Annotated in this window: 17 protein-coding genes; 6 read left to right on the top strand and 11 right to left on the bottom strand. The window is 72.3% G+C overall.

The features are described 5' to 3' along the window. Positions 1-21 precede the first annotated feature (21 nt). Together ACFZBD_RS12210 and ACFZBD_RS12205 are read left to right on the top strand one after the other, a co-directional pair. A complete protein-coding gene (locus ACFZBD_RS12210) occupies positions 22-987 on the top strand; it encodes a zinc-binding dehydrogenase (RefSeq protein WP_391139268.1) in 966 nt (321 codons plus the stop codon). Between the two features lie 65 nt (positions 988-1052). Then, the gene (locus ACFZBD_RS12205) at positions 1053-2507 is read left to right on the top strand and encodes a cellulase family glycosylhydrolase (protein WP_391139267.1); all 1455 of its coding nucleotides are present in this window, start codon (positions 1053-1055) and stop codon (positions 2505-2507) included. Positions 2508-2631: 124 nt separating this feature from the next. Here ACFZBD_RS12205 and ACFZBD_RS12200 read toward each other — a convergent pair whose 3' ends face one another. Together ACFZBD_RS12200 and ACFZBD_RS12195 are read right to left on the bottom strand one after the other, a co-directional pair. After that, positions 2632-3564, bottom strand: a complete 933-nt coding sequence (locus tag ACFZBD_RS12200) for a helix-turn-helix transcriptional regulator (RefSeq protein WP_391139266.1) — start codon at positions 3562-3564, stop codon at positions 2632-2634. A gap of 1 nt (position 3565) precedes the next feature. Beyond that, complete coding sequence (locus ACFZBD_RS12195) at positions 3566-4438, bottom strand: DUF4097 family beta strand repeat-containing protein (protein ID WP_391139265.1); 873 nt, start codon at positions 4436-4438, stop codon at positions 3566-3568. Between the two features lie 215 nt (positions 4439-4653). Between ACFZBD_RS12195 and ACFZBD_RS12190 the strand changes: the two genes are divergently transcribed. Further along, a complete protein-coding gene (locus ACFZBD_RS12190) occupies positions 4654-5469 on the top strand; it encodes a hypothetical protein (RefSeq protein ID WP_391139264.1) in 816 nt (271 codons plus the stop codon). Positions 5470-5538: 69 nt separating this feature from the next. Here the strand turns inward: ACFZBD_RS12190 and ACFZBD_RS12185 are convergent, their stop codons facing one another. The 7 genes from ACFZBD_RS12185 to ACFZBD_RS12155 all read right to left on the bottom strand — a co-directional run bounded on the left by ACFZBD_RS12185 (position 5539) and on the right by ACFZBD_RS12155 (position 14147). Continuing rightward, positions 5539-5724: a DUF6104 family protein gene (locus ACFZBD_RS12185; protein WP_260228030.1), complete on the bottom strand. Its 186-nt coding sequence runs from the start codon at positions 5722-5724 to the stop codon at positions 5539-5541. 111 nt (positions 5725-5835) lie between these two features. After that, positions 5836-9672: a multifunctional oxoglutarate decarboxylase/oxoglutarate dehydrogenase thiamine pyrophosphate-binding subunit/dihydrolipoyllysine-residue succinyltransferase subunit gene (locus ACFZBD_RS12180; protein WP_391139263.1), complete on the bottom strand. Its 3837-nt coding sequence runs from the start codon at positions 9670-9672 to the stop codon at positions 5836-5838. Positions 9673-9931: 259 nt separating this feature from the next. Next, positions 9932-11017 (bottom strand): ATP-binding protein, encoded by a 1086-nt coding sequence (locus ACFZBD_RS12175; protein ID WP_391139262.1) that lies wholly within the window; start codon positions 11015-11017, stop codon positions 9932-9934. Continuing rightward, the gene (locus ACFZBD_RS12170) at positions 11014-11751 is read right to left on the bottom strand and encodes a response regulator (RefSeq protein ID WP_391139261.1); all 738 of its coding nucleotides are present in this window, start codon (positions 11749-11751) and stop codon (positions 11014-11016) included. The genes ACFZBD_RS12175 and ACFZBD_RS12170 overlap by 4 nt, the downstream gene beginning before the upstream one ends. A 59-nt stretch (positions 11752-11810) precedes the next feature. Further along, entirely contained in the window at positions 11811-12476 is a 666-nt protein-coding gene (locus ACFZBD_RS12165) for a spermidine synthase (RefSeq protein WP_391139260.1), read from the bottom strand. A 298-nt stretch (positions 12477-12774) separates the two neighbouring features. Next, entirely contained in the window at positions 12775-13287 is a 513-nt protein-coding gene (locus tag ACFZBD_RS12160) for a hypothetical protein (RefSeq protein WP_391139259.1), read from the bottom strand. A gap of 233 nt (positions 13288-13520) precedes the next feature. Next, positions 13521-14147, bottom strand: coding sequence for a GNAT family N-acetyltransferase (locus tag ACFZBD_RS12155; RefSeq protein WP_391139258.1), 627 nt, complete (start codon positions 14145-14147; stop codon positions 13521-13523). Positions 14148-14284: 137 nt separating this feature from the next. On the opposite strand from ACFZBD_RS12155, the gene lon reads away from it, so the two are divergent. Continuing rightward, complete coding sequence (gene lon / locus ACFZBD_RS12150) at positions 14285-16729, top strand: endopeptidase La (protein ID WP_391139257.1); 2445 nt, start codon at positions 14285-14287, stop codon at positions 16727-16729. Between the two features lie 267 nt (positions 16730-16996). Continuing rightward, positions 16997-17656, top strand: coding sequence for a DUF5701 family protein (locus tag ACFZBD_RS12145; protein WP_391139256.1), 660 nt, complete (start codon positions 16997-16999; stop codon positions 17654-17656). Between the two features lie 64 nt (positions 17657-17720). Here ACFZBD_RS12145 and ACFZBD_RS12140 read toward each other — a convergent pair whose 3' ends face one another. Next, the gene (locus tag ACFZBD_RS12140; protein ID WP_391139255.1) at positions 17721-18557 is read right to left on the bottom strand and encodes a GH25 family lysozyme; all 837 of its coding nucleotides are present in this window, start codon (positions 18555-18557) and stop codon (positions 17721-17723) included. A gap of 242 nt (positions 18558-18799) precedes the next feature. On the opposite strand from ACFZBD_RS12140, the gene ACFZBD_RS12135 reads away from it, so the two are divergent. Then, positions 18800-19282: a MarR family transcriptional regulator gene (locus tag ACFZBD_RS12135; RefSeq protein WP_391139254.1), complete on the top strand. Its 483-nt coding sequence runs from the start codon at positions 18800-18802 to the stop codon at positions 19280-19282. A gap of 133 nt (positions 19283-19415) precedes the next feature. On the opposite strand, the gene ACFZBD_RS12130 is transcribed toward ACFZBD_RS12135, so the two are convergent. Beyond that, a complete protein-coding gene (locus tag ACFZBD_RS12130; protein WP_391139253.1) occupies positions 19416-20207 on the bottom strand; it encodes a hypothetical protein in 792 nt (263 codons plus the stop codon). Positions 20208-20225 lie beyond the last annotated feature (18 nt).

The raw sequence follows: 20225 nt of genomic DNA, 5'->3' as shown, positions 1-20225 counted from the left end.
GCTGACCCTACGCTCAAGGTCATGTTCGCTGCCTACGCCGCCCGCATCGACCGCGACCGGCCCCTGAACGGACTCGAGCTCGGCGAGCGCCCCGAGCCCGAGGCCCGCGCCGGCTGGACCACCGTCACCGTCAAAGCCGCCTCCCTCAACCACCACGACCTCTGGTCGCTGCGCGGGGTAGGGCTGCCGGAGGAGAAGCTGCCGATGATCCTCGGCTGCGACGCGGCCGGCATCGACGAACACGGCAACGAGGTCGTCCTGCACTCGGTCATCGGCCAGACCGGCCACGGAGTCGGCCCTGACGAGCCCCGCTCCATCCTGACCGAGCGCTACCAGGGGACCTTCGCCGAGCGGGTCACGGTCCCCTCCTGGAACGTGCTGCCCAAGCCCGCGGAGCTCTCCTTCGAGGAGGCCGCCTGCCTGCCGACCGCCTGGCTCACCGCGTACCGCATGCTCTTCACCAACGCCGGCGTGCGGCCCGGCGACTCGATCCTCGTGCAGGGCGCGGGCGGCGGCGTCGCCACCGCGGCGATCGTCCTCGGCAAGGCCGCCGGCCTGCGGGTCTTCGCCACCAGCCGCGACGAGGCCAAGCGCAAGCGGGCCGTGGAGCTCGGCGCCCTGGAGGCGTACGAGCCGGGCGCGCGGCTCCCGCGGCGCGTGGACGCGGTCATCGAGACCGTCGGCGCGGCCACCTGGTCGCACTCGGTCAAGTCCCTGCGGCCGGGTGGCACGCTCGTCATCTCGGGCGCGACGAGCGGCGACCGGCCGTCGCACGCCGAGCTGACCAGGATCTTCTTCCTGGAGCTGAAGGTCGTCGGCTCGACGATGGGCTCCAAGGACGAGCTGGAGGACCTGCTGTCCTTCTGCGCGGCCACCGGCGTCCGCCCGGTGATCGACGAGGTGCTGCCGCTGGACCGCGCCCGCGAGGGCTTCGAGAAGATGGCCTCCGGCGACCTCTTCGGAAAGATCGTCCTCACGACGTCTTGATGGTTCGTCAGATGTACTGATGGGATCTCCGGCACCGCGAACTCATCGTCGTACCGGAGGTCCCCGTGTTGCGAACGTCGCCCACCGTACGAACCTCGCCCGCCGTACGAACGACCCTGGCGGCAGGCGTCCTCGCCGCCGCTCTGCTCGCCGCGCCGCTCGCCCCGCCGCCCGCCGCCCCGGCCCTCGCCGCCCGCGCGGTGACCGCCGGCTCCGGCGGCGGCGCGATACCCGCCCTCACCGACGAACAGGGCCGGGTCCTCACCCTGCGCGGCTGGAACGTCGAGGACAAGGCGAACCGCGGCGAGCAGGCCCTCGCCGCCGTCACCGAGCGGCACTTCCGGGACATGCGGGCCAAGGGCTTCAACTTCGCCCGGCTCCTGATCTTCTGGGACGACCTGGAGCCACGGCCCGGCCGCTACAGCCAGTCCTATCTGCGGAAGATCGAACGTGTCCTGGGCTGGGCCCACAAGCACGACGTGCAGGTGCTGATCGACGCCCACCAGGACGTCTTCGGCCCGGCGTTCGGCCACCGGGGCGTGCCCGAGTGGGCGACCCGCGCCGACGGGCTGCCCTTCACCCCGCACCCCGACGACTGGTTCGCCGAGTACTTCGAGCCCGCCGTGCAGCGGGCCTTCACCCATCTCTACGAGGACGAGGACCTGCGGCGCGCCCAGGCCCGGATGTGGCGGGTCCTCGCCGACCGGTTCGCCGACCATCCCGCCGTCCTCGGCTACGACCTCATCAACGAGCCGATGGGCGAGCTGCGGGAGGGCGAGGAGCTGCCGGCCGCCGCCCGGCGGATCGAGCGCGAGCACCTGACCCCGATGTACAACCGCCTCGCGGACGCGGTCCGCTCGGTCGACCGGGACACCTGGATCTTCGTCGAGCCCACTCCGATCGTCGGCGAGGGCGTGCCCACGGGCCTCGGCAGGATCCACGACCCGAAGATCGTTTACGCCCCGCACTTCTACAACACCGCCATGGAGGCGGGCGCCGACTACGACCCGGACGCCGGCTGGATCGAGGCGTACGAGCGAGCGGTGACCCGTTACCCCGAGGCGTACCGGGTTCCGGTCGTCGTGGGGGAGTGGGGGCCGCTCAACAACGCGCTGCCCCGCATGAGCCGCTTCTACCGGGACGCGATGGCCTCTCTCGGCCGGTACGGCTCCGGATGGGCCGGCTACGTGTGGTGTTACGGCGGCGGCTACTGCGCGGTGGACGGCGCCGGGGCCTTCCGTACGAACAAGGAGCTGACGGCCGAGCCGTACGCGGAGGCGGTCGCGGGCACCGTCCGCTCATCCGCGTACGACCCCGGGAGCGGGGTCTACCGTCTGGAGTACGACTCCGGGCGGCGCGGCCCCCGCCTGACGAGGCTCTCCCTGCCGCCGGGCGACTGGACGGTCACGGCCCACGGCAAGGCGGTCGTGCTGCGCGAGCGGCCCGGCGCCGCCTGGGTCCTGGCCACCCCGGGCGCCCGGGTGACGGTCACCGTCACCCGGGACCGAGACCGAGACTGAGGCCGGGACCGGGACCGGGACCGGGACCGGGACTGAGACCGAGACCGAGACCGCGACCGAGACGGGCTTCCGGGCCGGCCGTGAGCCGGGCCCGGGTCCCCGGACCGGTCGTGCGGCGGGGACGCTAGCCCCTGTCTCTCTCCTGTCCCTGTCCGTGTGCCGGCCCCCGCTGCCCGTCCTTCTGGGCGGGCGTCAGCAGGGCGGTGATCCGGTCCGCGGCCGTCGACAGGTGGCCGCGGGCCGTGGCCAGCTGGTCGGGGGTCACGCCGTGGTCCCGGGCCGTGTCGCGGATGTCGTCGCGGAAGCGGTCCAGGAGACGGTCCAGATCGCGGGCCGGGTCGCCGGTCGGGGTGTGGTCCTTCGCCCACTCCGACGCGGCCTGCTCCGGGGTCTGCGGCTGCTGCGCCGTGCCCTTGGCGTGCACACCGGTCACCAGGCCGCCGAGCTGCGCGGTGATGTCCGAGAGGCCCTCCCAGACGCCCTTGGGCCAGTCGCCCCGGGCGAACCGGTCCTGCACCTGCTCCTGCACCTGCTGGGCGATCCGCTGGAACTCCTTCGCCTCGCTCCGCGCCGACTGCGCCTCGGCGCGGGCCTGGCGGGTCTGTTCCTTCCACTCCTGCTTGGCGCGGCGCAGCTCCTCCTTGACGTCGGCGAACGACGAGTCCTGGCGTCGGGTCTCGCTCGCCGCCGCGCGCATCTCGCTGCGCAGCTTGCCGGCCGCACCGCGCACGTCGTCACGGATCTCGGAGGCCAGCTCCGACACGGACTCGCGGATCTCCCGCTCGAGGTCGGTCAGTTCGCCGCCGCGGCCGGCCAGCTCGGCGCGGCCCGCGTCGGTGATCGAATAGACCTTCCGGCCGCCCTCGGTGGCGTGCGTGACCAGGCCCTCGGCCTCCAGCTTGGCCAGCCGCGGATAGACCGTGCCCGCCGAGGGGGCGTACAGACCGTGGAAGCGCTCCTCCAGGAGGCGGATCACCTCATAGCCGTGGCGGGGCGCCTCGTCGAGGAGCTTGAGGAGATAGAGGCGGAGTCGGCCGTGGGCGAAGACGGGCGGCATGTCAGAGCACCTTTCCGGAGGTGGTGGACGCGTCGGGGGCCTCGCCCTCGGCGGGGGCCGGGTCGGGGCGGCGCAGCAGTGCGATGGAGCCGGAGACGGTGGTCGCCTTGAGCGTGCCCCGGCCCGCCCCGAGGGTGCCGGTGATGCTCTTGGAGCCCCACTGCCCCGCCACCCGCAGGTCGGCGAAGGCGTTGGTGACGGAGCCGCTGGTCGTGTTCGCCTGGACCCGGGCGTCCGTCGGGTGGGGCAGCCGGATGGCGACCTCCCCGGAGACGCTGGTGAGCCGGATGTCGGCGGGCGGTCCTTCCCGGTCGGCCGGGTCGAGATCGATGACCATGTCCCCGCTGACCGTCTCGGCCTTCACCGAGCAGCCCGCGCCCTCGATCACCGTCACGTCGCCGGTCACCGAGTTGACCCGCAGCGCGCCCGTGACCGCCTGCGCCTCCAGGCTGCCGGAGACGCTCTCGGCGTGGACCGGTCCGGAGAGACCGACGAGCGTGGTGTCGCCCGTGACGCCGCGGATGTCCGTACGGCCCCGGATCCCGGAGACCACCGCGCCGGCGCCGACCACGCCCACCTCCACGTCCACCCCGGCCGGGACGGCGACGGAGACGACGGCCCTGCGGCGCAGGCCCTCGCGGTCGAACCACTTGAGGAACCCCTTCCAGTGCAGGTCCTCATAGCTCACGGTCAGCGTCGAGCCGTCCTGGGTCACGATCAGCGGTGGTCCCTCGATCTCGGAGACCTCCAGGCGCGCCGCACTCTCGTCGGTCCCGACGACGTTCACCGCGCCGCCGACGATGCGGACCCGCAGCCGGGTCACGGGCTCGGGCAGGGTGAGCTTCCTGGGCTCGGCGACGGACCACTCTGTCATGGTGCTGACCTCCCGTTTGACGACGCGATACGCGACGCCCGGTCTCCGGCACGCCGACGCGGTGACGCATCACGCAACATATCGCGTCTCCGAAAGACACGATATATCGCGGCGGTCGGAAGTCAACCCTCTCCGGGGGCGCCCGGGGACACCCGGCTCGCCCTCGGGCCACCGGAATACCCCGAACCATGACAAATTGGCCTAGCGTATGGGCCATGAACGCGACATCCGGCGTCCGCCCCGTCGGGGCCCTGCTGCTCTGCCGTGCCGACCCCGCGGCGGTCCGCCCGCCGGCCCAACTGCTGCGGGAGGAGCTGCTCCTCGCCCCGGCAGGCAGCGAATGGAGCGTCATCGTCCCCGAGGGGAAGCCGTGGCTGCACGGCGGCGAACCCGTCGACCGGGTCGTCACGGGCTGGGCCACCGCGCTGGCCGTCTCCGCCGCCACCTGGCCCGTCCTGGCGCTCTGGTGGGACGAGGACCGGGCCGGGTTCACCCTGGCCAACGGCTTCCGCCGCACCGTCGGCTACACCTGGCTGGCGGCCGGCACCCCGGTCGGCGAGGACGAGGCCATGCGCACCTTCGCGGCCCGGCTCGCCCTCGACCCCGTCCTGGACGTCCAGGACCTGGAGCCGCTCACCGAACCCGACGCGGACGCCGACGCCCACAGCAGGCTCATCGGTCTGACGGCGGTCCTCGCGCGCGTGGGCCTGGATCTGCCGGTCGGGCTCACCCCCGGCGAGAGCGCCGACCGGCTCCGCTCCGTCGCCCTCGCCCAAGGGGCGGAAGAGCTCGAATGGTCCGGCTGGCGCGAGGCCGTACGCGCCGAACTGGCCGCGGTGGAGGAGGGCCGCCTGGGGCCGTACCTGCGCGGGCCCCGGGCCCGGCTCCTCGGCGCGGCCCAGCTGGGGGCCGGCCTCCCGCTCCTCGCCTGGGGCCTCGCCCGCCGCAGCGGCGGCTGGGCGGCGGCGGGAGCACTGCTCGTCGCCCACGGGGGCCTGGGCCTCGCCTACGACCGGATCCGCGGGACGTAACCCCCCACCGAACCCTTCACGGGCTCCAGCGGCCCCTGCCGTCCCCGTCCGGACGGCTTCCCTCCGGTCCTACTCCTCGTCCTCGTCCTCGTCGTCCAGGCGCGCCAGCCAGGTCGCCAGGCGCTCGACCGGCACCTCGAAGTCGGGGTTGAGGTCCACGAACGTCCGCAGCTGCTCGGCGAGCCACTCGAAGGAGACCTCCTCCTCGCCGCGCCGCTTCTCCAGTTCCTCGATGCCACGGTCAGTGAAGTACATGCGCTCAGGATAGGCCGTGCGCCCCGGGCCGGGACGGGCGCGTACGCCGGAGGCCCGGCCCCCTCGCGGGGTGCCGGGCCTCCGTACGCGGAACGTACCGGAACAGCGGGATCAGGCGTCGAAGACCTCGTTGACCAGCTGCTGCTGCTCGGCCTGGTGGCGCTTGGCCGAACCGACCGCCGGCGACGAGGAGTGCGGACGCGAGATCCGGCGCAGGCGCTCGCCGTGCGGGATGTCGGCGCCGACCGCCAGGTCCAGGTGGTCGATCAGGTTGAGCGCGATGAACGGCCAGGCACCCTGGTTCGCCGGCTCCTCCTGCGCCCACAGGTACTTCTCGGCGTTCGGGTACTTGGCGATCTCGGCCTGGAGCTCGGCACCCGGCAGCGGGTACAGGCGCTCCAGACGGATGATCGCCGTGTCCGTGACACCGCGCTTCTGCCGCTCGGCCTCCAGGTCGTAGTAGACCTTGCCGGAGCAGAAGACGACCTTGCGGATGTCGGCGGCGTTCGTCGTACCCGCCTCGACGGCGGAGTCGCCGATCACCGGACGGAAGCCGCCGGTGGTGAACTCCTCCACCTTCGACGCCGCGGCCTTCAGACGCAGCATCGACTTCGGGGTGAAGACGATCAGCGGCTTGTGGTGCGGGTTGTGGACCTGCCAGCGCAGCAGGTGGAAGTAGTTCGACGGCAGGGTCGGCATGGCGACCGTCATGTTGTCCTGCGCGCACATCTGGAGGAAGCGCTCCGGGCGGGCGGACGAGTGGTCCGGGCCCTGGCCTTCGTAACCATGCGGCAGGAGCAGCGTGACGCCGGAGGTCTGGCCCCACTTCTGCTCGGCCGAGGAGATGAACTCGTCGACGACGGTCTGCGCGCCGTTGACGAAGTCACCGAACTGGGCCTCCCAGATCACCAGGGAGTCCGGGCGGGCCAGGGAGTAGCCGTACTCGAAGCCCATCGCCGCGTACTCGCTGAGCAGCGAGTCGTAGACGTTGTAGTGGGCCTGGTCCTCGGCGAGGTAGAGCAGCGGGGTGTAGTCCTCGCCGGTCTCCTGGTCCACCAGGACCGCGTGCCGCTGGCCGAAGGTGCCACGGCGGGAGTCCTGGCCGGACAGCCGGACCGTGGTGCCCTCCATCAGCAGCGAGCCGATGGCGAGGGTCTCGCCGAAGCCCCAGTCGATGGTGCCGTCGTCGATGGAGGCCGCGCGGCGCTGCATCTGCGGCATCAGGCGCGGGTGGACCGTGACCCGCTCCGGGATGCTGACCTGCGACTCGGCGATCCGCTTCACGACCTCCTGGGAGACCGCGGTGGTGACGGCGACCGGGAACTCGGGCTGGGCGTCCGGGACGTGCGCCGGGGCCGGCGCCGAGGTGGCCTCGCGGACCTCCGCGAAGACCTTCTCCAGCTGGCCCTGGAAGTCCTGGAGCGCCTGCTCCGCCTCTTCCAGCGTGATGTCGCCGCGACCGATCAGCGACTCGGTGTACAGCTTGCGCACCGAACGCTTCTTGTCGATCAGGTTGTACATCTGCGGGTTGGTGAACTGCGGGTTGTCGCCCTCGTTGTGACCGCGGCGGCGGTAGCAGATGAGGTCGATCACGACGTCCTTGTTGAACGTCTGGCGGAACTCGAAGGCGAGCCGCGCGACGCGGACCACGGCCTCCGGGTCGTCGCCGTTCACGTGGAAGATCGGCGCCTCGATCATGCGGGCCACGTCGGTCGCGTACATCGAGGAACGCGAGGACTCCGGGGCGGCGGTGAAGCCGACCTGGTTGTTGATGACGATGTGGACCGTGCCGCCGGTGCGGTAACCGCGCAGCTGCGACATGTTCAGCGTCTCGGCGACGACGCCCTGGCCGGCGAAGGCCGCGTCGCCGTGCAGGGCGACGGGCAGGACGGTGAAGTCCGTGCCGCCCTTGTTGATGACGTCCTGCTTGGCGCGGACGACACCCTCCAGGACCGGGTCGACCGCCTCCAGGTGCGAGGGGTTGGCGGTGAGCGAGACCTTGATTTGCTCGCCGTCCAGGCCGGTGAAGGTGCCCTGGGCGCCCAGGTGGTACTTCACGTCGCCGGAGCCGTGCATCGACTTCGGGTCGAGGTTGCCCTCGAACTCGCGGAAGATCTGCGCGTACGACTTGCCGACGATGTTGGCGAGGACGTTCAGGCGGCCGCGGTGGGCCATGCCGATGACGACCTCGTCCAGGCGGGACTCGGCGGCGGAGTCGATGACCGCGTCGAGCAGCGGGATGACGGACTCGCCGCCCTCCAGGGAGAACCGCTTCTGGCCGACGTACTTGGTCTGCAGGAAGGTCTCGAACGCCTCGGCGGCGTTCAGCCGGCGCAGGATCCGCAGCTGCTCCTCGCGCTCCGGCTTGGAGTGCGAGCGCTCGACACGGTCCTGGATCCACTTGCGCTGCTTCGGGTCCTGGATGTGCATGAACTCGACGCCGGTGGTACGGCAGTACGAGTCGCGGAGCACGCCGAGGATGTCGCGGAGCTTCATCATCGACTTGCCGGCGAAGCCGCCGACCGCGAACTCGCGCTCCAGGTCCCACAGGGTGAGGCCGTGCTCGGTGATGTCCAGGTCGGGGTGCTTGCGCTGGCGGTACTCCAGCGGGTCGGTGTCGGCCATGACGTGGCCGCGGACCCGGTAGGAGTGGATCAGCTCGAAGACCCGCGCGGCCTTGGTGACGTCGTCGTCGTGCGAGGCGTCGATGTCCTTGAGCCAGCGGACCGGCTCGTACGGGATGCGCAGGGCCTTGAAGATGTCGTCGTAGAAGCCCTCCTCGCCGAGGAGGAGGTTGGCGACGATCCGCAGGAACTCGCCGGAGGCGGCGCCCTGGATGACCCGGTGGTCGTAGGTCGACGTCAGCGTCATGACCTTGGAGATGCCCAGCTTGTTCAGGGTGTCCTGGGAGGTGCCCTGGAACTCGGCGGGGTAGTCCATCGAGCCGACGCCCATGATGACGGACTGCCCGGGCATCAGACGCGGCACGGAGTGGACGGTGCCGAGGCCGCCGGGGTTGGTCAGCGAGACCGTGACGCCGGAGAAGTCCTCCATCGTCAGCTTGCCGACACGGGCGCGCTTGACGATGTCCTCGTAGGCCTGCCAGAACTCGAAGAAGTTCAGGGTCTCGGCCTTCTTGATGCCGGCGACGACGAGCTGGCGGTCGCCGTTGGGCTTCACCAGGTCGATCGCGAGACCGAAGTTCACGTGCTCCGGCTTGACCAGGGTCGGCTTGCCGTCCTTCTCCGCGAAGGAGTAATTCATCGACGGCATGGCCTTGATCGCCTGCACCATGGCGTACCCGATGAGGTGCGTGAAGGAGATCTTCCCGCCCCGGGCGCGCTTGAGGTGGTTGTTGATCACGATCCGGTTGTCGAAGAGCAGCTTCACCGGGACGGCGCGGACGGACGTGGCCGTCGGCACCTCCAGCGAGGCGTTCATGTTCTTCGCCACGGCGGCGGCGGGGCCGCGCAGGGTGATCAGCTCGGGGCCGTCCGGGGCCTCGGCCGCCGGAGCGGCGGCGGGCTTCGCCGGAGCCTGGGCCGGGGCCTTGGCGGCCGGGGCCGGCGCCTTCGGGGCCGGAGCGGCCGCCGCGGGCTTGGCGGGCGCCTGGGCCGGCGCGGCCTGGGCCGGAGCCGCCGGGGCGGCAGGCGCGGCCTGTGCGGGGCCCGCCTGCGGCGCGGCGGGCGCGCTCGGGGCCGGCGACGTGGCCGGCGGGGTCGGGGTGGCTCCGGCCGCCCCCGCGGCGGCGGGAGTCTCCGAAGAGCCGGGCTTGTAGTCGGCGAAGAAGTCCCACCAGGCACGATCGACCGAATTCGGGTCCTGGAGGTACTGCTGGTAGATCTCGTCGACGAGCCACTCATTGGCGCCGAAGGCGGTCGCAGGGTTCTGACCCTGCCCGTCTTGGTCGGTGGAGATGCTCGAGTTACTGGGGGACTGAGACGACACGGCGGTAACCGCCCTCTTCCGCTTCACAAGGTGATGGACAGCGGAAATAAAGGCTACGCCTCCCTGGCCGGGAGGTGCAGGCCGGGCACTCCAACGTCGCGCAAGTCACACTTGACGGAGCGTTTCGGGGCATGGAATGGCGGGAAACAAGCGTGGTTCTGCCCTCTCCCGGGTAGGGGAGACGGGGGTTGCGGCCCCCTGGGGCCCGCAACCCTGACCACGTACCCGCGGGCCTGGTCCTTCCGGTTCGAACCCTACGTCAATCCCGCGCCGGAGGGCCGCCCGGAAGGGTGACCTGGATACGGCAGCCGCGTGACGATTCGGCCACTCCGATCTCCCCGCCGTGCAGATCCACCGCCCAGCGGGCGATCGCCAGCCCCAGCCCCGTGCCGCCGTCGCTGCCCGGGCCCGACTGGGCCGGCACCGATCCCCGGTTGAACCGCTCGAAGACCGTGCGGCGCAGGTGCTCCGGGATTCCCGGACCCTCGTCCTCCACCTCCAGCGCCAGCGAGTCCGGCCAGGCCCCCCGCCGGGCCCGTACGGTCACCCGGCCGTGCGCGGGCGAGTGCTTCACCGCGTTGTCGATGAGATTGGCCATCACCTGGTGCAGCCGCTCCGCGTCCGCGTGCGCCGTGAGCTCCGGCGGCGAGACGTCGAGGTGCAGATGGACGTCCGTGCGCCGGTGCAGGCCGGAGGTGGTCGTCAGGCCGCGCTGCGACGCGGCCAGATTGGCCTCCCGCAGCACCCCCGACAGGTACGGCCACACCTCGAACCGCCGTGCCTTCAGCGTGACGACACCGTTGTCAAGACGTGACAGGTCGAGCAGGGTCTCCACCAGCCGGCCCAGCCGCTCGGTCTGCTTCAGCGCCGTCCGCATCGTCTCCGGGTCCGCCTCGGAGACCCCGTCGACCACGTTCTCCAGGACCGCTCGGAGCGCGGCGATGGGCGTCCGCAGCTCGTGCGAGACATTCGCCACCAGCTCCTTGCGGTGCCGGTCGACCGCCTCCAGGTCGTCCGCCATCCGATTGATCGTCGAGGCGAGGTCCCCCAGCTCGTCCCGGCGGTCCGCGCCGCGCACCCGCCGGCTGAAGTCGCCGCGCGAGATCGACCCGGCCACCGTGTTCATCTCGTCCAGCGGCGCCGTCAGCGACTGCGCCACGAACTGGGTGATCAGCAGCGTCGCGATCATCGCGAAGACCGTGATGTACCGGAACTCCGTCGAGGTCCTGATCGCCACCAGGGCGAGCCCGGAGGTCAGCAGGACCGCCCCGACGACCAGCGTGCCCAGCTTGGTCTTGATCGAGATGGCGATCCGGCGTCTCGTACGCGCCTCGCGGCGGATCACGGCGCCGGTGTCTCCAGGGCGTAGCCGACGCCGTGGACGGTACGGATCCGCTCCGCCCCGATCTTCCGGCGCAGCGCCTTGATGTGGCTGTCCACGGTCCGGGTCCCCGAGGCGTCCGCCCAGTCCCACACCTCCGCGAGCAGCTGCTCCCGGGAGAGGACCGCGCGGGGGGTGTTCGCCAGGCAGACCAGCAGGTCGAACTCGGTGGGCGTCAGATGGACGTCCTCGGCCCGGACCCGGACCCGGCGCTGCGCGTGGTCGATCTCCAGCTCGCCGAGGCGCAGGATGCCGCTGCGCGGGGTCACGGCCGCCATCGCGGCCCGCTCCACCCGCCGCAGCAGGACGTGCACCCGGGCGGCCAGCTCGCGCATGGAGAACGGCTTGGTCATGTAGTCGTCGGCGCCGACGCCGAGCCCGACCAGCATGTCCGTCTCGTCGTCCCGGGCGGTGAGCATCAGGACCGGCACGGGCCGCTGGGCCTGGACCCGGCGGCACACCTCCAGGCCGTCGAAGCCCGGGAGCATCACGTCCAGCAGCATCAGGTCCGGCTGCCAGGCCTCCGCCGCGTCGACGGCCGCCGGACCGTCCGTCGCCGTCTGGACGAGGAACCCCTCCGCCCGCAACCGCGCGGAGATCGCATCCACGATCGTCGTGTCGTCCTCGACGACCAGCACACGCCGCTGCGCGCCCGGAGTGGCCGCCGCACCGTGGTGAGTGGTGTGTGTCTGCTCCATTGCCCTGCCTTGCGTAGCTGATGTCGGTCAGCAGCGTAGAGGCAGCGGCGGCGTCCCGGCTACGCAGGCCTGATGCCGAGGTGCACCACGTCCGGGACGCCCCGGGCAACCGGGATCTCTTCCGTCCGTACCCCGCTGAATCCGGCATTCCGCAAGGTTGCTTCGAAATCGGCGGACGGCTGCGCGGACCAGACGGCGAGGATCCCACCGGGGTTGAGGCGGGCCGCACAGGCCGCCAAGCCCTCGGCGGAGTACAGGGATTCGTTGCCTTCGGTGACGGTCCAGCCCGGGCCGTTGTCGATGTCCAGACAGATCGCGTCGAAGGTGTCGGGGGAGTCGTGCAGGTACTCGATCATGTCCGTGTGCAGGATCACGCACCGCGGATCCGCCAGGGCGGCGCCCGAGACCGCGGCCAACGGGCCACCCCGGTGCCAGTCGATGATCGCGTCCTCCCGCTCCACCACCGCGATCCGCGCCCACCGCGGGTCGGCGGCCGCGTGCGCCAGGGAGAAGCCGACACCGAGACCGCCGATCAGGACCGAGCCGCCATGACGTCCGCCGAGCGCCTCCATCGCCGCGTCGATCAGCGTCCGCTCGGAACGCCCATCGGAGGTGTCCATGAGGAACGTGCCGTTCACGATGATCTCGAAGTCGTCGCCGCGGCGGCGCAACACGACCTCTCCGTACGGTCCCTCGCGGCGGTCGAGGGTGACGGGACTCGACATGGTTCTCGCTCCGATCTCGGGCTCGGCGGGTCGTCCCGCCATCCTATTTTTTTGGGGGCTCGGTTCGCCTCCGGGGCCTTTGAGCCGGACTCACACAGCCGTACGTGCTTGCTGCCCCCCTTTTTTTTGGAGGCTCGGTTCGCCTCCGGGGCCTATGAGTCGGACTCACACAGCCGTACGTGCTCGCTCCCTCGTTCCTCGGGAGCTGCGCGCGCTCGGCCGTGTTCCCCCGACGGCCCCTTCGGCTCACTCGCCAGAGGGCACTTGGGAGGGGGCGACGGCGGAACGCGGTGCGGGGTCAGGGGGTCGTCGGCGGGCCGCCGTCGGGAAGGGCGTCGAAGACCCGCCGCAGGGCCGCCGGAAGCTCGCCGTCCGCGGCGACGACGACCCGGTACCGGTGCGACACGACGTACCGGAAGCCGTCGAAGACGGGCTTACCAGTGGGGCGTACGGGCACCGCCGCGTACGCCGGGGCCTCCAGCGCGGCGCGGAGTTCCGCGACCTGGGCGGGGGTCATCCGGCCGGTCCGCGCCGGCCCGGTGCCGGAGCGGGTGGTGTAGCCGCCGTCGTAGTGGACGACCAGCTGGTTGTTCACTCCGGCGTAGCCGCCGCTGACGCCGACTTCGACGAGGACTTCCCGCGGGCCCGGCCGGTGGTCGCTCGCCGTCGGGGTCGGCGGGACGCTCACCTCGGGCGGAGCGGAGGGCGGGGTCGGCGCGTCGGAACCGGGCGCCGTCGTGGGGGAGTCGGCGCGGGGTGGGGGCGCGTCCGGCCCGCAGCCGGCCACGGCCAGCGCCGCGCCCAGCGTCACCGCGACGGCCCACAGCCTCGCGTACGGCCGACGATCTCTTCCCGTCCGCGCGCCCGTGTTCCGGCCGACCCGCCTCACGCGCCCACCCCTCTGTCCCATGCGCCCGAGCATGCCTTCCGGCGGGTCCGGTTGAACAGAGGCCGGGTGAGGGCATCCGAGCCGACAGCCGGGCGCCGAGAGCCGGCGGTCGGAGTCTGGGGCGCGGTCCATCCGTGACGGCAAGGCAGCCGGCTTCAGGCGCGCACGATCCCGGTGAGCGGACCCTCGTACCGCCACCCCAGCGTCCCGTACAGGCCGATGCCGTCCGTCGTCGCCGAGAGGACCCCGGTCACCGCCCCGGCCTGCGCGGCGGCCGCTTCGAGGGCGCGCATGACGTTGGAGCCGAGGCCGCGCCGGCGGTGGGCGGGGTCGGTCTCGACCTGGTCGGCGACCGCCGTCGAGCCGGTCGGGGCGATCTGCCCGCGCGCGGCGAGGGTGCCGTCCGGGGCGAGGATCCTGACGCGGATCACGCCGTCGGTGACCTCGGTCGTCCGGGCGTACCCCTCCGGCGCGGGCGGACGCACGCGCGCGTCGAGGCGCTTGCACATCATGAAGCCGGGGTCGTCGGGGATCGACCAGCCCGGAGTGATCCACTCCGCGGCCTCCTCGGCCGTCGCCATGATCTTCAGCCAGGCGTACGGCTCGGTGACGTCCGCGCAGAGCTTGCCCACCGAGACCGCGTCGGGGGCCGGCAGGACATGGCGGAAGACGTGCCGCGGCAGGCCGACGTCGATGCGGTAGCCCCAGGGCTCGGGGACGGCGGGCGGGGTGCCCCGTGAGACGGTCCAGCCCGCCACCCACGCGGCTGTAATAGCTCCCATATCCATAGAGGTATTACACCGGCAGCGTGGCGGGCCGCGCGAGGGTGATCGCTGAGAGCGAACGGCGGCAGGGGAACATTCGGAGGCTCACATGCATTGAGTCGGCATAACTCAACTTGACTGCCGAAGGGGAGATCATGACTGCCGAGTCCACGGAGTACCCGACGCTCACCCTGCCCGTGCTGCCGCTCGACGACGAGGTGGTGCTGCCGGGGATGGTGGTGCCGCTCGACCTGTCCGACGCCGATGTACGCGCCGCGGTGGAGGCCGCCCAGGCCGCCGCGCGCTCCGGCTCCGCCGGAGCCGGGGACGGTGCGGGTGGCGGTGCGGGCAAGCCGCGGGTGCTGCTGGTGCCGCGCGTCGACGGGACGTACGCCGGGACCGGCGTCCTCGGCACCGTCGAGCAGGTCGGCCGGCTCTCCGACGGCGACCCCGGCGCGCTCATCCGCGGTCGCGGCCGTGTGCGGATCGGCGCCGGGACGACCGGCCCCGGCGCGGCCCTGTGGGTCGAGGGGACCGTCGTCGAGGAGACCGTGCCCGACCCGCTGCCCGGCGCCGTGACCGAACTGGTCAAGGAGTACAAGGCGCTGGCCACCAGCTGGCTGAAGAAGCGCGGCGCCTGGCAGGTCGTGGACCGCGTCCAGCAGATCGACGGCGTCGCCGCCCTCGCCGACAACTCCGGCTACTCGCCCTTCCTCACCGTCGAGCAGAAGGTCGAACTCCTGGAGACCGCCGACCCGGTCGCCCGCCTCCGGCTCGCCACCGCGCAGCTGCGCGAGCACCTGGCCGAGCAGGACGTCGCCGAGACGATCGCCAAGGACGTCCAGGAGGGTGTCGACAAGCAGCAGCGCGAGTTCCTGCTGCGGCGCCAGCTCGACGCCGTACGCAAGGAACTGCGCGAGCTGAACGGCGAGTCCGAGGGCGACGAGTCCGACGACTACCGCGCGCGCGTGGAGGCCGCCGACCTGCCCGAGAAGGTGCGGGAGGCGGCGCTCAAGGAGGTCGAGAAGCTGGAGCGGTCCAGCGACCAGTCCCCGGAGGGCTCCTGGATCCGCACCTGGCTGGACACCGTCCTGGAGCTGCCGTGGAACGAGCGGACCGAGGACCGTTACGACATCCAGGGCGCCAAGGGCGTCCTCGACGCCGAGCACGCGGGCCTGGAGGACGTGAAGGAGCGGATCACCGAGTACCTCGCGGTGCGCAAGCGGCGCGCCGAGCGGGGCCTCGGCGTGGTCGGCGGCAGGCGCGGCGGCGCCGTGCTCGCGCTCGTCGGCCCGCCCGGCGTCGGCAAGACCTCGCTCGGCGAGTCCGTGGCGCACGCCATGGGGCGGAAGTTCGTCCGGGTCGCGCTCGGCGGCGTACGGGACGAGGCGGAGATCCGCGGCCACCGGCGGACGTACGTCGGCGCTCTGCCGGGACGGATCGTACGGGCGGTCAAGGAGGCCGGGTCCATGAACCCGGTGGTCCTGCTCGACGAGATCGACAAGGTCGGCTCCGACTTCCGGGGCGACCCGGCCGCGGCCCTGCTTGAGGTCCTCGACCCGGCGCAGAACCACACCTTCCGGGACCACTACCTGGAGGTCGAACTCGACCTCTCCGACGTCGTCTTCCTGGCGACGGCGAACGTCCTGGAGGCCATCCCGGAGGCGCTGCTCGACCGGATGGAGCTGGTCCGGCTCGACGGGTACACCGAGGACGAGAAGATCGTCATCGCCCGCGACCACCTGCTGCCCCGGCAGCTGGAGCGGGCCGGCCTGGAGCCCGGCGAGGTCGTCCTGGAGGACGCTTCGCTGCGGAAGCTGGCCGGGGAGTACACCCGGGAGGCGGGCGTCCGCACCCTGGAGCGCTCGATCGCCCGGCTGCTGCGGAAGGTCGCGGCGGAGCACGAACTGGGCGACCGCGAGCTGCCGTTCACGATCACCCCGGACGACCTGCGGGGGCTGATCGGGCGTCCGCACCACGTGCCCGAGTCGGCGCAGGACCCGGCCGAGCGGCGCACCGCCGTTCCCGGCGTCGCGACCGGCCTCGCGGTCACCGGGGCGGGCGGTGACGTCCTCTTCGTAGAGGCCTCGCTGGCCGACCCGGAGACGGGGGCGGCGGGGCTCACGCTCACCGGTCAGCTCGGCGACGTGATGAAGGAGTCCGCGCAGATCGCGCTCTCCTTCCTCCGCTCGCACGGCGCCGAACTGGAGCTGCCCGTCACCGGCCTGAAGGACCGCGGCGTGCACATCCACTTCCCGGCGGGCGCCGTCCCCAAGGACGGCCCGAGCGCGGGCGTCACCATGACGACCGCGCTGGCCTCGCTGCTCTCCGGCCGGCTGGTCCGCACGGACGTGGCGATGACCGGCGAGGTGTCGCTGACCGGCCGGGTCCTGCCGATCGGCGGCGTGAAGCAGAAGCTCCTCGCCGCCCACCGCGCGGGCATCACGACGGTCGTGATCCCCAAGCGCAACGAACCGGACCTGGACGACGTCCCGGCCGAGATCCTGGAGAAGCTGGACGTCCACCCGGTCACGGACGTGCGCCAGGTCCTCGACATCGCCCTCTCCCCGGCGGAGGTCCCGGTGAGCGTAGTGGCGTAGGCGACGGAGGTACGCCTACGGAGATCTGCGTACGGAGATCCGGGTACGGCGTGGGGCGCCCCTTTCCGAAGGGGCGCCCCACGCGCGCGTGTGCGGGGTCACCGGGCCGAGGGCCGCCGTCGTGCGGGGAGTTGACGCGGAATGGATGGCGTGGCCGGGAACATTTCACGGGGTTGTGCCGTTCTGCTGCTGCTACCCGCGTGGACCGGGTGTACCGCCGAACCCTGCGCACCGCCCGTACCGCCGTCGTACGAACCAAGGAGAGACTTGACCGACACCCCGTCGAACCCCGCACTGCCCCCGCTTCCGCCGCTCGCCGCCCAGGCCGAGCGGCTGATCGAGCTCGGCGTGCACGAGCTCGCGGGCATACCGGCCGACGAGCTGCGCGCCTTCGCCGAGGGGGCCGGCGCCGCACGCGAGGACGCGCTGCTCGCCGTCCACCCGGACCGTGCGCCCGCCTCCGCGCTCGCGCCGTTGCTCCGGCGCGGCGACAAGGCCGGCTTCGTCGTCGTCGACATGCCCGACGTCGACGCGTTCGCCCCGCTCGACACCGTGCCGGTGCCCGACGCTCCGCTGTACCTCGTCACCGGCGTCGACCGCGGCGACCACATGTCCAACTGGAGCCCGGACGAGGCGCTGCCCGCCCTGGCGAAGGAGGACCGCACCCCGCTGCTGCTCAGCGAGGGCATCCACTGGGTGCTCCAGCAGCCGGCGGCCCTGGAGCGCAACCTCTGCTTCATGACCATCGGCTCCCGGCTGCGCAAGGCGAACGGCACCTTCGACGCGCGCACCCCGGCGATCTGGATCAGCAACGGCACGGGCCGGGACGGCCGCGAGCGGCGCGACGCCCCCAAGGTCGGCTGGTGCTGGTGGAACAACCGCCACACCTGGCTCGGCTTCGCCTCCACCACGGGTCGGGTCGCCTAGGGGCGACGGTGGCCGTGGCGGCTTCCCGGGCGGGCCGCGCGCCCGGGAAGCCACCGGCCGCCGCTCAGCCGTTGGCCAGCGCCTGCACCCGTGAGAGGTCGCCGTTGAAGTGGTTGTGGTCGCCGACCGTCGGGCCGGACGAGGTGTACTGCCACATCGTGTAGTACGGCCATCCCGCCGGGAGTTCGCCGACCGCCGTGGCGTACCGCGCGACCCAGAGCGGGTTCGCCGCCCCGAAGCCGGCGTAGTTGCCGGTGCACTGCTTCCACCAGCTCGTCGCGGTGTAGATCACCGCGTCGCGGCCGGTCCTGGCCCTGTACCGGTCGAGGAAGTCGCGGATCCAGGTCACCATCCCGGACTGCGTCTTGCCGTAGCAGGCCGCGCCGTACGGGTTCCACTCGATGTCCAGCGCCCCCGGCAGCGTCCTGCCGTCCTTGGACCAGCCGCCCCCGTTGTTCACGAAGTAGTCCGCCTGCGCCGCGCCCGTCGTCGTGTCGGGGGTCGCGAAGTGGTACGTCCCGCGGATCATGCCCACGTTGTACGAACCGTTGTACTGCTGCGAGAAGTACGTGTTCTTGTAGTACGTGCCCTCCGTCGCCTTGACGTAGGCCCACCGCACCCCGCTGTTCCACAGGGTCGACCAGGCCACGTTCCCCTGGTGGCTGGAGACGTCCACGCCCTCGGTCTGGCCGGCCTGGACCGAGGCGCCGCCGGGCCTGGCGCCGTGGCCGTCGTGCGCGGGCACCCCCATGCCCATCCACGCGGAGCCCCGGGCGGGCACCTGCCGGGCGCCGGGGTCGTCCGCGGCGTTCGCCGGGCCGGAGAGGGTGAGGGGGAGGAGCAGGCTCAGGGCCGCGAGGGCGGCCCCGGCGAGGGTCTTTCCGGATCTGTGCACGGGCATGGCGTGCCTCCGAAAGGCTCGGTGGGAGGGGAAGAGGGGGCAGGGCCGTGCCATGCCCCCGCCGGTCTTGCGGTGGACATGTCATTCGGTGCCGGGAGAGACGCTACGCACGTAGACCCGCCCCACGGAAGAGGGGCCGGGTGCTGCCGTTGGTCTACTCCTGCGAAATACTGAGGGAGCTGCGGGAACGGCCGTCGGCGAAGGAAACTTTCAGCGACCGGAAAGCGCGCGAGGGGGCTGACGTGCACGGCAGCGGTACGGGAAGTGAAGGCGGGCCCACCGGCGGAAGTGGTGTGGACCAGGAATTCCTGGCGCTGGAACGGGAGCTGGCGGTCTTCCTCCGGCGCGCCCGCGCCCAGTCCGGCGAGATGGCCCGCGAAGTCCACCCCGAACTGGAGCCCGCCGCCTACGGCCTCTTCGTACGGCTGGACGACACCGGCCCGCAGCGGGCCACCGATCTCGCCGGCTACTTCGGTGTCGGCAAGGCGACCATGAGCCGTCAGCTGCGCGCCCTGGAGGACCTCGGCCTCGTCGCCCGCGACCCCGACCCGGCCGACGGGCGTGCCTCGCTCGTCCGGCTCACGGAGGAGGGCCAGGGCCGCTTCCGGCGCGTACGGGACGCCCGGCGCGGGCGGTACGTCCGCAAGCTCGCCGACTGGGACCGGGGCGAGGTCGCCGAACTGGCCCGCCTGCTGCACCAGCTGAACACCCGCGCGGAGAGCTGACCTTTCGGGGCCGGGCCCTCGGGACCGCTTCTTCCGGGCGCACCTTCCGAGGGCCGGCCTTCCGCGGCTGCCCTCCGGGGCCGGCCGCCCTCCGGGACCGGCTGCCTTCCGGGATCGGCCGCCCGGACACGACCTACGCCCCCGCCGGCTCCGCGTACACCGCCGTCGCGTCGTCGTGCCGCTTCCCCCGGCGGGAGCCGCCCGCCGCGGCGTCCGCCGTCTCCAGCGCCCGTACGCGCCGGAGGAGTCCGGGCGCCCCCTCCGCGCGCAGCACCCCCACGCAGGCCGCCCAGTCGCCCGCCTCGAACCGCTCCACCCACCGCGCCGCGCCGTCGGTGAGCGCCGCCAGGGCCCGTACCTCCGCCGCCGGCGTCGTGCCGGTCACCGCCCACCGGGCCACCGCCGGATCCGCCGCCGCCGTGAAGAAGCCGCCCTCCTGATTGCGCAGCCGGTCCGTCGCCTCCAGCGAGAGCAGCGTCTCGGCCGGAACGCGGTCCAGCCGGTCGTCCCGCACCGCCCGCACCGCCCCGCCGGGCGCCTCCAGCAGCAGGACGGCGTCGGACAGCACCAGGTGTTCGACCCGCTCCCCGTCCCAGCGCGCCATCGCGACCGTCGCCTGCGGCGTACGGACGTGAGAAAGGTCACAGCTGCCCCGGTGGGCGTCCGCGGTGCGCCGGATTGCCGACGCGAGGATCTCGGACAACGTCATCTCGGGCCGGGAAGCGGACAGTTCGGTCAAAGCGCCGCCAAGTCGTGCGGTGAACCAGGGGACTCCGTGCACACATCCGTACGCTCCGAGCGGCGGCGTCACCCCGTCCAGCACCACGACCGTCCCGCCCGTGCCGGAAGCGGGAAGAGCAGCGGCGGCCCAGTCCTCATTGGGGCGTTCGGGGCTGCCGGGCAGAGTGGCCACGTCGGTACGCATGATCCCCAGTCTGCCCCC

The organism is Streptomyces sp. NPDC008121 (genome assembly GCF_042957155.1).
Taxonomy (GTDB): Bacteria; Actinomycetota; Actinomycetes; order Streptomycetales; family Streptomycetaceae; genus Streptomyces.
The sequence above is the reverse complement of the archived record's forward strand: the minus strand, read 5'-3'. Positions and strand labels throughout refer to the sequence as shown.